The 15,194-nt window shown below is 55.7% G+C and carries 11 protein-coding genes and 1 tRNA gene; 4 read left to right on the top strand and 8 right to left on the bottom strand.

The window, feature by feature from the left end; genetic code table 11:
• Positions 1–43 precede the first annotated feature (43 nt).
• A tRNA-Pro gene (locus OWK27_RS05415) sits at positions 44–120 on the top strand.
• Between the two features lie 67 nt (positions 121–187).
• On the opposite strand, the gene OWK27_RS05420 is transcribed toward OWK27_RS05415, so the two are convergent.
• Positions 188–448, bottom strand: coding sequence for a DUF2534 family protein (locus OWK27_RS05420; RefSeq protein ID WP_148419880.1), 261 nt, complete (start codon positions 446–448; stop codon positions 188–190).
• A gap of 205 nt (positions 449–653) precedes the next feature.
• Here OWK27_RS05420 and eco point away from each other — a divergent pair, with 205 nt between their 5' ends.
• Complete coding sequence (eco, locus tag OWK27_RS05425; protein WP_242172088.1) at positions 654–1,163, top strand: serine protease inhibitor ecotin; 510 nt, start codon at positions 654–656, stop codon at positions 1,161–1,163.
• A gap of 136 nt (positions 1,164–1,299) precedes the next feature.
• Here the strand turns inward: eco and mqo are convergent, their stop codons facing one another.
• A complete protein-coding gene (gene mqo, locus OWK27_RS05430) occupies positions 1,300–2,949 on the bottom strand; it encodes a malate dehydrogenase (quinone) (protein ID WP_267589983.1) in 1,650 nt (549 codons plus the stop codon).
• 187 nt (positions 2,950–3,136) lie between these two features.
• Here mqo and OWK27_RS05435 point away from each other — a divergent pair, with 187 nt between their 5' ends.
• Entirely contained in the window at positions 3,137–4,432 is a 1,296-nt protein-coding gene (locus tag OWK27_RS05435; protein ID WP_267589984.1) for a SulP family inorganic anion transporter, read from the top strand.
• Here OWK27_RS05435 and mgtE read toward each other — a convergent pair.
• From mgtE to OWK27_RS05465, 6 genes are all read right to left on the bottom strand, one after another.
• The gene (gene mgtE, locus OWK27_RS05440; RefSeq protein WP_148419883.1) at positions 4,395–5,831 is read right to left on the bottom strand and encodes a magnesium transporter; all 1,437 of its coding nucleotides are present in this window, start codon (positions 5,829–5,831) and stop codon (positions 4,395–4,397) included. The genes OWK27_RS05435 and mgtE overlap by 38 nt on opposite strands.
• 148 nt (positions 5,832–5,979) lie before the next feature.
• Complete coding sequence (locus tag OWK27_RS05445) at positions 5,980–7,623, bottom strand: multidrug ABC transporter permease/ATP-binding protein (protein ID WP_242172079.1); 1,644 nt, start codon at positions 7,621–7,623, stop codon at positions 5,980–5,982.
• 76 nt (positions 7,624–7,699) lie between these two features.
• Positions 7,700–8,350, bottom strand: a complete 651-nt coding sequence (alkB, locus tag OWK27_RS05450; RefSeq protein ID WP_267589985.1) for a DNA oxidative demethylase AlkB — start codon at positions 8,348–8,350, stop codon at positions 7,700–7,702.
• A complete protein-coding gene (ada, locus tag OWK27_RS05455; protein ID WP_267589986.1) occupies positions 8,350–9,408 on the bottom strand; it encodes a bifunctional DNA-binding transcriptional regulator/O6-methylguanine-DNA methyltransferase Ada in 1,059 nt (352 codons plus the stop codon). The genes alkB and ada overlap by 1 nt, the downstream gene beginning before the upstream one ends.
• A gap of 72 nt (positions 9,409–9,480) precedes the next feature.
• Entirely contained in the window at positions 9,481–10,536 is a 1,056-nt protein-coding gene (gene apbE, locus OWK27_RS05460) for an FAD:protein FMN transferase ApbE (protein ID WP_267589987.1), read from the bottom strand.
• 114 nt (positions 10,537–10,650) lie between these two features.
• Positions 10,651–11,766 carry a porin OmpC gene (locus OWK27_RS05465; RefSeq protein WP_148419888.1) on the bottom strand — a complete coding sequence of 372 codons (1,116 nt, stop codon included), beginning with the start codon at positions 11,764–11,766 and terminating at the stop codon, positions 10,651–10,653.
• A gap of 744 nt (positions 11,767–12,510) precedes the next feature.
• Between OWK27_RS05465 and rcsD the strand changes: the two genes are divergently transcribed.
• Positions 12,511–15,183: a phosphotransferase RcsD gene (gene rcsD, locus OWK27_RS05470; RefSeq protein WP_267589988.1), complete on the top strand. Its 2,673-nt coding sequence runs from the start codon at positions 12,511–12,513 to the stop codon at positions 15,181–15,183.
• The last annotated feature ends 11 nt before the right edge of the window (positions 15,184–15,194 follow it).

Here is a 15,194-nt window from a genome sequence, read left to right on the forward strand (position 1 = left end):
CCTTGCAATCAAAAAGGAATCGAGTACTATTCCTTTAATGCGTCGGCACGTAGCGCAGCCTGGTAGCGCACCGTCATGGGGTGTCGGGGGTCGGAGGTTCAAATCCTCTCGTGCCGACCAACAATACATAAAAAAAACCAGCCTTTAATGGCTGGTTTTTTTATGCCTGCACCCACATGCGGAATGGTTAGTGCTTCTCGCGTCCGCCCAGGAAGAAAATTCCCAGCGGGATGGCAAGCAGGACGGTAAACACCAGGCTGTATACAAAGATCATCGCCGACTGCAGGACAAACATGCTGGTTGTCCAGGCGGAGAGCGGAATGTTGTACTGCTCGATCACGCCGACAATGGTTGCCCGCCCTACGCATGCGGCAGCAATCATAAATACCACCAGCAGCGCCAGCAGGAACTTGCGGCCTTCAGGTGTCTTCAGTTTTGCGCGTACCATCTCTCTCTTCCCTTTACAGATGAATAACAATATCTAACGTGTAAAATAACACGATCTTCCCATCGACTCCACCACAGCATTAAACACCACAAAAAAGCCAGAACACCAGTTTATTACGCCAAACAAAATGAAAATGTGAGTAAATTACGCCAACCATTCATGCGAGTTATGCTAGTCTGGTCACGATCGTTTTGACAAAAAAGGAATGACAGTGAAAAACGCACCTAAATTTGCCCTTGCCCTTATCGCCGCAGCCTGCGTGAGCGCCAGCGCTTTTGCCAGCGACGCGCCTGAAGTCCAGCCTCTGGAAAAAGTCGCGCCTTATCCACAGGCGGAGAAAGGGATGAAGCGCCAGGTTATTCAGCTGCCGGCGCAGCAGGATGAAGCGAATTTCAAAGTGGAGCTGTTAATCGGCCAGACGCTGGAAGTGGACTGCAACCACCATCGTCTCGGCGGCCAGCTGGAAAGCAAAACCCTGGAAGGCTGGGGCTATGACTACTATGTCTTCGACAAAGTCACGTCGCCGGTCTCCACCATGATGGCGTGCCCGGACGGCAAAAAAGAGAAGAAATTTATCACCGCGTATCTGGGTGACAACAGTCTGCTGCGCTATAACAGCAAGCTGCCAATCGTCGTGTATACGCCGGAAAACGTGGATGTGAAATATCGCGTATGGAAGGCGGACGAGACGGTCGGGCAAGCGGTAGTACGTTAAAATCAGGCCGGGTGACGGCTTCGCCTTACCCGACCTGTATAAGGGTGTGTGCTGGTGCCCTCACCCCACCCCTCTCCCGGTGGGAGAGGGAGAAAACGCGAAAAACGGTAACGGATGTTACCGTTTTTCGTTTACCTTACAGCGCGATATCCGCAACCGCCTTGCTTTCCGCCTGAGGCTTCAGCTCTGCCTTTGGTGCAGCATCCGCAGCCTGCGGTTTGACGTACTGCAGCTGCAGAACGCGGCTGGTGTACTCCAGCTCTTGTTCCGTGGCCTGAACGTTACCGTTCAGCTTAGTACCGTAGGACGGAATAATGGTTTTCAGCTTCGCCTGCCATTCCGGGCTGGACACTTTATCCTTAAACACTTTTTCCATCAGGTGCAGCATGATTGGCGCAGCGGTAGACGCGCCCGGTGACGCACCCAGCAGCGCGGCAATGGTGCCATCCTTATCGCTCACCACTTCGGTACCCAGGCGCAGCACGCCGCCCTCTTTCGGATCGCGTTTGATAATCTGCACGCGCTGGCCCGCCTGCCACAGACGCCAGTCTTCTTTCTTCGCCTGCGGATAATACTCTTTCAGCGCCTCGAAGCGTTCTTCATCAGAGAGCATCACCTGGCTTATCAGGTATTTCACCAGATCGAAGTTATCCAGCCCCACGTCCATCATTGGCTTGACGTTCGAGGTGGTGGTCGCGCTCAGCAGATCCCACAGGGAACCGTTCTTCAGGAACTTGGTGGAGAACGTGGCGAACGGCCCGAACAGCACAACGCGCTTCCCGTCAAGCATGCGGGTATCAATATGCGGAACGGACATCGGTGGTGCACCGACGGAGGCCTGACCGTACACTTTTGCCAGATGGCGGTTAACCACTTCCGGGTTTTCCGACACGAGGAACTGGCCGCCGACCGGGAAGCCCGCGTAGTCATCCGCTTCCGGAATGCCGGACTCCTGTAACAGCTTCAGCGCCGCACCGCCCGCACCGATAAACACGAACTTCGCCTTGATCACATGCTCGGCTTCGTTGTTTTTCAGATCGGCAACGGTCACGCTCCAGCTGTTGTCCGCGTTGCGCTTAAAGCCACGCACTTCGGTGCCGAGCTGCAGATTGAAGTTCTCTTTTTTCTTCAGAGAGCCAACCAGCTGACGGGTGATTTCACCGTAGTTAACGTCGGTACCAATTTCAGTGCGGGTCGCCGCCACTTTCTGATTCGGATCGCGGCCTTCCATTACCAGCGGTGCCCACTCTTTGATCTGAGCGTGATCTTCAGAGTATTTCATTCCGCGGAACAGCGTGCTCTGCTGCAGCGCAGCGTAGCGCGCGCGCAGGAAATTGACGTTCTGCTCGCCCCACACAAAGCTCATGTGCGGCACGGTGTTAATAAAGGAGTGCGGGTTGTTCAACACGCCGCTGTTAACCTGATGAGACCAGAACTGGCGTGAGATCTGGAACGCTTCGTTGATCTCAACCGCTTTCTCGATACTAATGGAACCGTCCTTTTTCTGCGGCGTATAGTTCAGTTCCATGAGTGCCGAGTGCCCCGTCCCGGCGTTATTCCAGCCGTTAGAGCTTTCCTGCGCCACGCCATCGAGGCGTTCGACCATGGTCATTGACCAGTTCGGCTCTAATTCCTGAAGATACGTTCCCAGCGTGGCGCTCATGATGCCGCCACCAATTAAAAGGACATCCGTTTCCTGCTCTTTTGGTGCGTCTGCTTTCGCCGCCAGCGAGACGGCGTTCAGCCCCACGGCCAGGGAAAAGAGCACGGCAGTCATTTTTTTCATCATTTATGCCTTAGTTAAATAGTGCGTGATGCGTAGAAATTACAGGTGAAACACGCTGCGGTGGCACGGTAGCAACTTTTAAATATTGTTTAAAGGTTAAGAAATTATTGTAATTGTGAAATTTAATGATCGTTTGTTTGTGTGGATTTAGGGAGCAGGCTGGCAAAAGGCGTTTAACCTGGCTACTATGCTGCACTTTGTGATCGCGCGCACGGAAGCCTGCCCCTACTTGCGAATTGTTATGTCATTACCCCACTCGTCCGTACCCCATGAAGGCCATGTCGCCACCGTTTTACGTTCGCCTAAGCTTCTGATGCGTGAAACCCTGGCCGGCGTGATTACCGCGCTGGCGCTGATCCCGGAAGTTATTTCATTTTCCGTGGTCGCAGGCGTGGATCCTAAAGTCAGTCTTATCGCCTCCGTGGTGCTCTGCTTCGCCCTTTCCCTGCTCGGCGGACGTCAGGCCATGGTGACGGCGGCGGCTGGTTCCGTCGCGCTGGTAATTGGCCCGATGGTCCATCAGCACGGCGTACAGTACATTCTGCCGGCGGTGGTGATGGCGGGCGTGATTCAGATCCTGTTCGGCGCGCTGGGCATGGCGCGGCTGATGCGCTTTATCCCGCAGTCGGTGATGACGGGTTTTGTTAACGCCCTCGGCATTTTGATTTTCTTTGCCCAGGTTCCCCACTTCTGGAGCCGAAGCCCGCTGATTGTGGGCCTGTTCGTGCTGACGCTGCTGATTGTGCTGTGGGTGCCGCGCTATATCAAAAGCGTGCCCTCCCCGCTGATTGCCATTGTGGTGCTAACGCTGTTCACCGTCACCAGCGGGCAAATCCTGCCCACGGTGGGAGATGAAGGCTCAATGAGCGGCGGTTTGCCTGGATTTACGCAGCTGCTGGTGCCGCTCAACCTGGAAACGCTGAGCATCATCTGGCCGTGCGCGCTCAGTATTGCTTTCGTAGGCCTGCTGGAATCATTGCTGACGGCGAAGCTGGTGGACGAACTGACCGTAACGCCATCCAGCAAGCGTCGCGAAAGCATCGGGCTGGGCGTGGGAAATATCTTGGCCGGCTTCTACGGCGGCATTGCGGGCTGTGCGATGATTGGGCAGACCATCGTTAACGTGGAGATGGGTAAAGGAAGAAGCCGCATTTCCACGCTCGCGGCGGGCATTGTGCTGCTGGTGCTGGTCACGGCGCTCAGCGACGTGATGGCCAGGATCCCGATGGCGGTCCTGGCGGGTATTATGGCGATTGTGGCCATCAAGACCTTTAGCTGGCACAGCGTTCAGCCCGGAACGCTGAAAAAGGCGCCCGTTGCGGAAACCGTCGTTATGCTGGTGACGGTTGCGGCAACGGTATCAACCGGTAACCTGGCGATTGGCGTGCTGGGCGGCATCGTAATGATGTTCATCCTTCCCGCCCGTCTTAAGCAAAAAGCGCTGGCTACAGAAGAAAAATCGTCGCCAGCCCAAGAAAAATAAAGAAACCGCCGGTATCGGTAATCGCGGTAATCATAACGCTCGACCCCACCGCGGGGTCGCGCCCCAGCCGGGTCATCGTCAGCGGGATAATCACCCCCATTATCGCCGCCACCAGCAGGTTCAGCACCATTGCCAGCATCATGACCCCGCCCAGCGCCATATCGTCGTACAGCCACCAGGTGACGCCGCCCATGATGCCGCCCCAGACCAGGCCGTTTATCAGCGCGACGCCCATCTCCCTGAAAATCAGCCACGAGAAGTTCCCCGGCTGAATGTTTTCCAGCGCCAGGGCGCGAACGATCATGGTGATGGTCTGGTTACCGGTGTTTCCGCCGATCCCCGCCACAATCGGCATCAGCGAGGCCAGGGCCACCAGCTGGGAAATGGTATGTTCGAAACCGTCGATGACGCGTGAAGCCACGAAGGCGGTGCATAAGTTGATGGCGAGCCACGCCCAGCGCGTTTTAACGGCCTTGCCAACGGAGGCGTGAACGTCATCTTCGGCGCTGATCCCGCCAAGGGCGCGCAGGTCGTTATCGGTCTCTTCATAGACCACGTCAACGATCTCATCGATGGTCAGACGCCCCATCAGCTTGCCCACGGAATCCACCACCGCCGCACTCACCAGGTCATCACGTTCGAAGGTACGCGCCGCTTTTTCGGCATCGTCTTCCGGCGAGAACACCATCGGCTCGGTTTCCATGACCTCGCTGACCCGCCGCTGGGTGCTGTTCAGCAGGATCGTTTTAAGCTCCAGCTCTCCGAGCAGGGTTTTATCCCGGGAGGTGACGAACAGTTTGTCGGTGTTGTCCGGCATACTGCCCAGGCGACGAAGATAGCGCTGCACCGTACCAAGGGTAACGTCCGGACGCACCGTGATGACGCCAAACTCCATGATGGCGCCGACGCTGTTTTTCTCGTAGTGCATCACCTGACGCACGCGCGCCCGCTCCTCGGCGGGCAGGGAAGCCAGCAGGCGACCGGTCAGGTTGCGTGGAAGATGCTGGACGAGGTAAATCTGCTCATCGATATCCAGCGTTTGCAGGGCGTCGAGAATGTCCCGGTCGCTCATCTCATCGATAAGGTCATCCCAGACGTTTTCCGAGGCCTCCAGCAGCACCTGACCGCGCTCGTGATCCTGCACCAGCCGCCACAGGGCGTGGCGCTCCTCGGAGGGCAGCGCCTCCAGGGTATCCGCCAGATCCGGAGGGGGTAAATGTGCAACCAGCGCACCTACCTCAGCAATATCGTCGGCCAGCGTGCCGACATCATATTGCTCAGCCAGGGTCAGCTTACCCAATAGCGTTGACGTTACCGCTTTATCGGTCGTCAGGAGCCAGATGAGGCGCGCACGCTCCTGGTCACGCTGCCTTGCGCTGTTTTTCTTTAATAACGACATTAATCATAAATCCATGAAATAAGTTGGCTTTAAGCATAGCGCGGAGATATGTAAATAAGAATAAACAACGGGGCGGGATGGAGAAAAAAGCGGCATAACGGCCGCGATTTAACCCCTCTCCCTGTGAGAGAGGGGCCGGGTGATGGTATTACGCCGTACGCGCCACCGCATCCCGCGATGCCGCATCGCGCTCATCGCCGGTCAGTTCACTCAGCTTGCCGTCGCGCATCTCCAGCAGACGGTCGGCGTGAATGAAGTAGTGGTCGTCATGGCTGATGGCAAAAATGGTTTTGCCCATCGCCTGCATCAGCGGCAGCAGTACCTGATAGAACTCGCGGCGGAAGTGCGGGTCCTGGTCCGCTGCCCACTCGTCCAGCAGGATGATATCGCGCTCTTCAGCCAGCGCCAGCAGCAGCGCCACGCGTTTCTTCTGCCCTTTCGACAGCTTGAGGTTCAGGATCCTGCCATCCTGTAGCTCCAGCTTGTGCGACATCTGAAGGTGCGCAAGCCATTTATCCACCAGCACCGGATCCGCCTGCTGCCCTTCCGGGCCAAGCAGCCGGTCGAACAGCCAGACATCGGTAAATACCGCCGAGAAGAGCTTGCGGTAATCTTCCGGTTTCTCCGCGCTCAGGGCCTTCCCGTCCAGCAGAATGTCGCCCGACAGCGGCTGGTATAGCCCCGTCAGCAGCATCGCGAGGGTGGATTTTCCGCTGCCGTTGCCGCCGATCAGGAACAGCAGTTCGCCGCGATGGATCGTCAGGTTAATCGGCCCCACGGAGAAGGCATTGTCCTGATAGCGGAAGGTAACGTTACGCAGCTCAAGCGTTTTCCAGTCCGGAAACGCCTGCGGGCGCGGGAACTCCGCCTTAAACGGCGCAAGGTCGAATTTCTTCAGCTTGTTGAAGGCCACCTGGGCGCTCAGCAGCGTCGGCAGCGCGCCGACGGCCGACAGCAGCGGCGTGCGCAAAAACAGCAGCGTTAGCGAGTAGGTTGCCGCCACGTTGGTGTCCGCCCAACCCAGGCTGTTCGCCATCCAGAACACCAGGCCTATGGCGCCCAGCATCATAATGTTGGACCAGTTCACGGCGCTCAGGTGGAAGGTATCGGCGCGAATAATATGATGGCGATATTCCTGCGCGTCGGGGATATAGAGATTGTTGAAGATATGCTCTGCGCGCTCACGGTTCAGCGTCAGCTCCTTGCGCCCTTCCAGCACCGTCTGGTAGTCGTGATAAAGCTTATCTTCCGTTTCGCGCAGCACCGCCATGTGCTTATAGACGCGGGATACCAGCAGGAATCCGCCCCAGATGGTGATAACGATCCACAGCGCCGTTACCGCCAGCATTTTGCTGGAGAGCCAGGCGAGGTACGCCGCCGAGCCAAAGGTCAGGATGATCCCCTGCACCAGCTCCGGCAGGCGTACAAACGCGATGGTAATGGCGCGCACGTCGCTGGTCAGCCCCGCCAGCAGGGAGGCGCTTCCCAGCTGCTCGATACGTTCAACCTGGGTGTCGAGGATACGTTTGATGAACTCGCTGCGCAGGCGAAACACGAAATGGTGGCCAAGCGCGGTCAGCGCCAGCTGTGAGCCGAGCGTAACCGCCATTAGCAGCAGCAGTAATCCCAGAAATTCCGGCAGGACGGAGAGCGACGTATCGACCATTTCGATCAAACGCACGTTAATGAAGGCAATCAGGCCAATCCCCAGCGCCGCGCTGGCAAGGCTTAACGCCATTACCGCAATAAAAGGCCAGCGATACTGCCGCCAGACAAGAAGAAGTAGTTGCATGCAGAGCAATCCGGACAAGAAAAATCAGCCAGCAGTGTAAACTGCCTTTCGCACACATCAAGAATAATTCTTATTTTTATTCTCTGCTGGCTGCCTGCCGAAACGTCAGGTTGTAGCGAAACGCCCCTGCCTCCGGGTGAACGCCGGGCTTCAGCGGCTGAATACCGTGGTAAAACAGCCGCGATTCGCCGCCCCAGACCACCACATCACCGTGCTCCAGCAGCAGCCGTTTTAGCGGATCGTTGCGCCGCAGTCCGCCAAACTGAAACACGGCGGGCAGCCCAAGGGAAACCGAGACGATAGGCGCGCGCAGATCCGGCTCGTCCTTATCCTGGTGCAGCGAGAGCTTTGCCCCGACGGCATAGCGGTTGATAAGACAGGCGTCGGGCTGAAAATCGGGGTAGCCGGCCGCCACGGCGGCTTCCTGACATAGCGCCTGAAACGCCTCCGGCACCGGCGGCCACGGCTGACCGGACAGCGGATCGTTCGGGGCATACAAATAGCCCCGTTCATTCGTCGCCCATCCCAGCTCGCCGCAGTTGGTCATCGCCACGGACATGGTATACCCGCCGGGCGTGACCATATGGCGAAACGGGGAACGGGCGGTGACGGCATCAATACCGTCGAACAGCGCCGCCGCGCGGGAGAGCGCAAAGCGTCTCAGGATCGTCGCCCCCGGCGCGAGTGGCTCCTGCCAGGGTTCAGCATCAGCAAAAAGATCGAGCATTATCCCTCCGGATTATTCGCCTCACGTTTCAACAATAGCACCTTACGGCCAGCGCCCCAGCGATAACCCGAAAGCGCACCGTCGTTACGCACCACGCGGTGGCAGGGAATGATAATCGCCAGTTTATTGGCGGCGCAGGCGCCCGCCACGGCGCGCACGGCGTTGGGTTTACCGATGGCCTTCGCCACCTGCTGGTAGCTCGCCGTTTCACCGCAGGGGATAGCCCGCAGCGCCTGCCAGACCTGCTGCTGGAAAGCGGTTCCGCGGATATCCAGCGGCAGCGCCAGCGGCGCCTCGCGGCTGTCGACAGCGGCAATCACCTGACGAACCCGATCGGCAAACGCGCCCTCCATCGGTTCCCGTTCGGCAAGCGGGAACAGCGACCGCAGCTCTGCGGTCAGCGCGGCATCGTCGTCCCCCAGCAGTATCGCACAGATCCCGCGCTCGCTTTCCCCCACCAGACAGCGGCCAAGCGAACAGTCGCTGAGGGCATAGCGCACCGCGGCATCACCCTTGCGGTACTGCTTCGCCGTCATCCCCAGCGCGCCGTCGGCCTTGCGATAGTAGCTGCTGCTGTCCGGAAACCCTGCGGCCAGAACGGCGTCGGTAATTTTATCGCCCTGCGCCAGCGCGCTGCGCAGGCGCTGTTCACGGGCGGCCTGCTGCCAGGCTTTCGGCGTCATGCCGGTGACGGATTTAAACAGGCGATGGAAATGGAACGGGCTCATGGCAACCTGCCGGGCCAGCGCCTCAAGGTTCAGCCCGGCGTCCTGCTCCAGCAGACGACACGCCAGCGCAATTTTTGCTTTTTTCTGCGCCTGAGGGTCTTCTTTTTCCGGCATACAGCGCTTACAGGGGCGGAAACCCGCCTGCCCGGCGCGGTGAGCGTCAGGATAGAAGCAGACGTTTTTTCGCAGGGCATGGCGGGCGCGGCAGGACGGACGACAAAAAATGCCGGTCGTCTGCACGGCAAAGACAAACTGATTATCCGCCTGTGGATCGCGGGCCAGAACGGCCTGCCAGCGATCCTCATCGGTGAGATAGGCTGTGTTTTTCATGATCGGCTCCTCTTACAAGCATACCCTCAGCCTGCCTGAACGCCACCGAACAAAAACCCGCAACCTTGCTTTTTAATTTTTTTCGCTCACCAGGAAGCTTTTGAACTGGGGTGAACTCCAGGTTTTAAACCCGTCCGCCTCTTTGGTGATCATGTAGACGGCAAGCCCTTCCTGACGCACCACCTCTTTGGCTTTCTCCGTTCCGAGCACCATCAGTCCGGTATCCCAGGCGTCCGCTTCCAGCGCCGTTGGCGCTATCACCGTGACGGACACCAGATTATGGGTAATCGGGCTTCCGCTTTGCGGATCGATAACGTGCGAAATACGTTTACCGTCCAGTTCGTAATAGTTGCGGTAGCTTCCGGAAGTGCTGATGCCGTGTCCGTTGATGTCCACAATCGCCTGCACCGCGTTTTGCTGGTCGGTTGGCTTCTGAATAGCCACTCGCCACGGTTTGCCGCTGGCGTTCATGCCCCGGCTGACAAGCGCGCCGCCGACGGACACCAGATAACGGGGAATGCCTTCCTGCGCCATCAGGGCTGCAAGATGATCCGCCGCATAGCCCTCGCCCACCGTGGAGAGATCCACAAACAGGTCGGGAATGTCTTTTTGCAGGTATTGCTGACCGTACTGCGTAATCACCGCCAGGTGCTTTAGCCCTGTACGCGCGCGCGCATCATCGATGGCGGCCCGATCGGGCGTAGCGACCGGCTGCCTGTCGGGGCCAAATCCCCAGAGGTTTACCAGCGGCCCCACGGTCACATCCATTGCGCCGTTGGTTTTGTGGCCCACGCGCATGGATTCCGTCACGATATCGGCCATTGCTTCGCTCACTGGCCAGAGCGAGGTGCTGCTGGAGCGATTGAAGCGCATAAGCGCCGAGTCGTTTTTATACGTTGAGAGCAGCTGATCGTCGGCATCCAGCTGCGCCTGAATTTTACCGCGCAGCTCTTCAGCGCGGGATTTATCGATATCCATTACGCTGACGCGCCAGAAGGTTCCCATGGTTTTCCCTTCCAGCACCGTCGCGGCTGGCGCCTCGGTTTTTGCGGGCTGCGTAGAAGAGTCACACGCGGTCAGGAGTAAAACAGTAGCCAGAAAGCTGGCGCGTAAAAAAGTCATTTCCATTCGTTATTATCCTCATGCCAGGGCGGCAAGAGTACACTAAAACAGCGTATTTGTAAGACCCTAAAAAAGCATGAAAAAAGGGGCCTGATGGCCCCTTTGTCGCGGTATAAGCAATTAGAACTGGTAAACCAGACCCAGCGCTACGATATCGTCAGTACCGATACCTGCTGCGCGGGTGAACTCGTTTTCATCAACCAGGTTGATTTTGTAATCAACGTAGGTGGACATGTTTTTGTTGAAGTAGTAAGTCGCACCAACGTCAACGTATTTCAGCAGATCCTGGTCGCCATAACCTTCGATGTCTTTACCTTTGGACTGCAGGTAAGCCACGGATGGACGCAGGCCGAAGTCGAACTGGTACTGAGCAACCACTTCGAAGTTCTGCGCTTTGTTAGCAAAACCGTAAATGTCGCTGCTGCTCTGAGAGTTGCCGAAGCGCGTTGCGTTGTAGGTCTGGGAGTACTGTGCTGCCAGATAGATGTTGTTAGCATCATATTTCAGGCCACCAGTGTAAACTTCTGCACGGTCACCTTCGCCTCGCAGCGCCAGGTTCGCAGTGTTGTTTTGGTCAGCAGTACGCTTAGAAGAAGACATCGCACCACCGACGCTGAAGCCTTCGCCCAGATCGTAGGTCAGGGATGCGCCGTAACCGTCGCCGTTCTGTTTCAGCGTGCTACGGCCAGTATCATTTTCGCCACTTACGCTACCGTTTTTACCCTGATACTGCAGAGCGAAGTTCAGGCCATCAACCAGACCGAAGAAGTCCTGGTTACGGTAAGTCGCTACGCCGTTAGCACGAGATTGCAGGAAATTGTCTGAACCGTAGGTGTCGCCGCCAAACTCTGGCAGTACGTCAGTCCAGGAAGTTACGTCGTAAATCACGCCGTAGTTACGACCATAATCGAAAGAGCCTGCGTCCGCGAATTTCAGACCTGCAAAGGCTACACGCGTCCAGGACTGGTTGTCGCTTTCGGTAGTATTGCCCTGAATCTGGTATTCCCACTGGCCGTAACCGGTCAGCTGGTCGTTAACCTGAGTTTCGCCTTTGAAGCCCAGACGCATGTAGGTCTGGTCGCCGTCTGCACCGTCGTCATCAGAGAAATAGTGCAGGCCGTCCACTTTACCGTACAGATCTAATTTGTTGCCGTCTTTGTTATAAATTTCAGCCGCATTTGCTGCGCCTGCCACCAGCAGTGCTGGTACCAGGAGGGACAGTACTTTAACTTTCATTTTATTAACCCTCTGTTATATGCCTTATTATTTGCCACTGCATACTGGTCAACCCTCTTAACCAGTCGGCAAGTTCATTCTCCTCAAAAAAACAGAATAATCCAACAGGAATATGATACGAAAACTTTGAAGATGTTTCATTTTACCTGCAAGATGTTTCAATTTGTAAATATGAAGGAACTTTTTGAATAGCATGAAGAGTTTAAAAATATAGCACTTATAATCAAGATTGAAATATATCTAATTATATTCAACAAGTTAAAACGAAACTATACACAGCACTGAATGACAAAAAAAATTCGCTCAACATCTCTAAAATAACTCTCGCTATCATCATTAACTTTATTTATTACCGTCATTCAGTTCTGAATGTCTGTTTATCCCTAATTGAACCGGATGCTTCGCATTCGGTTTTTTTTTACCTTTCTTTACGTCGCCAGGCATTTTATGTGCTACCCGCGCGTTATGATAACGACTATTAACTAAATGCTGTTCTCTCCCTTTTCCTGATTGATTTTTTACCTTAAAGATTAATTTCTTGTTAATTCGTGCTATTTTTCTGCGACTGTTGCCGCGCATTTGTACATTTCGCCGCGGTTTGTACACCTTTAAGCCGGCTCGCTGTAGCGAGGTTCAGCGGATAAAAAGTCAAGGTTACAGCGATAACGACGCTGGAAATTCGGTTATTACCCTTTATACTGCCCTATCCCATTACCGCGCGGCCATTACGGGTTAAACACATCGATGAGTCAGACTGAAACTACCGCCCCGAGCAAATTTTCCCTTCTACCGGGCAGCATCACCCGTTTCTTTCTTCTGCTGATCGTTGTGCTGTTAGTCACAATGGGGGTTATGGTTCAGAGCGCCGTTAACACCTGGCTTAAAGATAAGAGCTATCAGATCGTCGATATCACCCACGCGGTGCATAAGCGCATTGATACGTGGCGCTATGCGACCTGGCAAATCTACGACAATATCGCTGCGGCTCCGGCCACCTCGTCAGGAGAAGGGTTACAGGAAACGCGCCTGAAGCAGGATGTCTATTATCTGGAAAAACCGCAGCGCAAGACCGAAGCCCTGATTTTCGGCTCGCACGACAGCGCAACGCTTGAAATGACGCAGCGGATCTCGTCCTATCTCGACACCCTGTGGGGTGCCGAAACGGTGCCGTGGTCTATGTATTACCTGAACGGTCAGGACAACAGCATGATCCTGATCTCGACCCTGCCGCTTAAGGATCTCTCGTCAGGCTTTAAAGAGACGACCGTCGGCAGCATTGTGGATTCCCGTCGGGCAGAAATGTTGCAGCAGGCCAACGCGCTGGACGAGCGCGAAAGTTTCTCCTCGCTGCGCCGCCTTGCCTGGCAGAATGGGCATTACTTTACGCTGCGCACCACCTTTAACCAGCCGGGCCATCTGGCGACCGTGGTTGCTTTCGACCTGCCTATAAATGACCTGATCCCGCCGGATATGCCGCTGGACAGCTTCCGCCTGGAGCCTGACAACAGCTCCCAGAACATGCGTACACCGTCGGACAAAGAAGGCGCGGACAGCGTGGCTATCTCCTTTAATGGCTCAAAGATTGAGATTGCGTCCTCGCTGAACTCAACCGGTATGCGTCTTGTCTGGCAGGTGCCTTTTGGCACCCTGATGCTTGATACCCTGCAAAATATCCTGCTGCCGCTGCTGCTGAATATCGGTCTGCTGGCGCTGGCGCTGTTTGGCTACAGCACCTTCCGCTTCCAGTCAGGGCGCCAGAGCGACTCCACCTCGGTGTCAGCCGGAACCAGCAACGAGCTGCGCGTGCTGCGTGCCCTTAACGAAGAGATTATTTCCGTGCTGCCGCTCGGGGTGTTAGTGCACGATCAGGAGGCGAACCGCACGGTGATGAGCAATAAAATTGCCGATCACCTTCTGCCGCATCTTAATCTGCAAAACATTACCGCGATGGCGGACCAGCATCAGGGCGTAATTCAGGCCACCATTAATAACGAGCTGTATGAAATCCGTCAGTTCCGCAGCCAGGTCGCTTCACGCACGCAAATCTTCATTATCCGCGACCAGGACCGTGAAGTGCTGGTGAATAAAAAACTCAAGCAGGCACAAAGGCTGTACGAGAAAAACCAGCACGGCCGCGCCGCGTTTATGCAAAATATTGGCGATGCCTTTAAGCAGCCGCTGAAGTCGCTCGCCACGCAGATCGCTGAGCTAAGCACGCCGGAAAGCCGCCAGCTCAGCAACCAGGCCGACTCGCTGGTCCGTCTGGTAGATGAGATCCAGCTTGCGAACATGCTGGAGAATGACATCTGGAAAGGCACCCCGACGCTTTTCTCTATCCAGGATCTGATTGATGAAGTCGTTCCTGAAGTGCTGCCGGTCATTAAGCGCAAAGGTCTCCAGCTGTTGATCAACAACCGTTTACCGGCGAACGACGAGCGTCACGGCGATCGCGATGCCCTGCGCCGGATCCTGGTGATGCTGATCCAGTATGCCGTTACCACGACGCAGATCGGCAAGATCACGCTTGAAGTCAGCACCGATGAATCCAGCGACGATCGTCTGACCTTCCGTATTCTGGATACGGGCGAAGGCGTGACCGTAAGCGAAATTGATAATCTGCACTTCCCGTTCCTGAACGATACCCAGCGCGACCACTATGGTAAGGCTAACGCCCTCACCTTCTGGCTCTGCGATCAGCTGGCGCGCAAGCTGGGCGGCCACCTGAATATTAAGGCGCGCGAATCCCTCGGCACCCGCTACTCTTTACACGTTAAAATGGCGGCAAATCCGCAGGAAGAAGATGAAGAGCGTCTGCTGGATGACGTGGTGGTCATGGTGGATGTGACCTCTAATGAGATCCGTAATATCGTGGTTCGTCAGCTGGAAAACTGGGGCGCGTCCTGCATCACCCCGGACGAAAGGCTCGCGAGTCAAGAATTTGATCTATTTTTAACTGATAATCCGTCTAATCTTACTGCCTCCGGCTTGCTTTTAAGCGATGATGAGCCAGGCGTGCGAAAAATCGGCCCTGGCCAGCTGCGCGTCAACTTTAATATGAGCAATGCGATGCAGGAAGCTGTATTACAACTGATTGAAGAGCATCTGGCGCAGGAAGAGATCCTGGAGTCACCGTTAGGCGGCGATGAAAATGCCGAACTCCATGCCAGCGGATATTATTCGCTCTTCGTTGATACAGTACCAGATGATGTTAAGCGGTTGTATACTGAGTCCGCTGCGCAGGATTTTGCAGCGCTGGCACAGACAGCACACCGGCTTAAAGGGGTGTTTGCCATGCTAAATCTGGTTCCCGGCAAGCAGTTATGTGAAACGCTGGAACATCTAATTCGTGAGAAAGATGCCTCTGGCATTGAAAAATACATCAGCGACATTGACGCTTACGTCAAGAGCTTGCTGTAGCAAGGTAGCCT

This window comes from Enterobacter cloacae complex sp. 2022EL-00788 (assembly GCF_026627565.1).
GTDB lineage: Bacteria > Pseudomonadota > Gammaproteobacteria > Enterobacterales > Enterobacteriaceae > Enterobacter > Enterobacter pasteurii.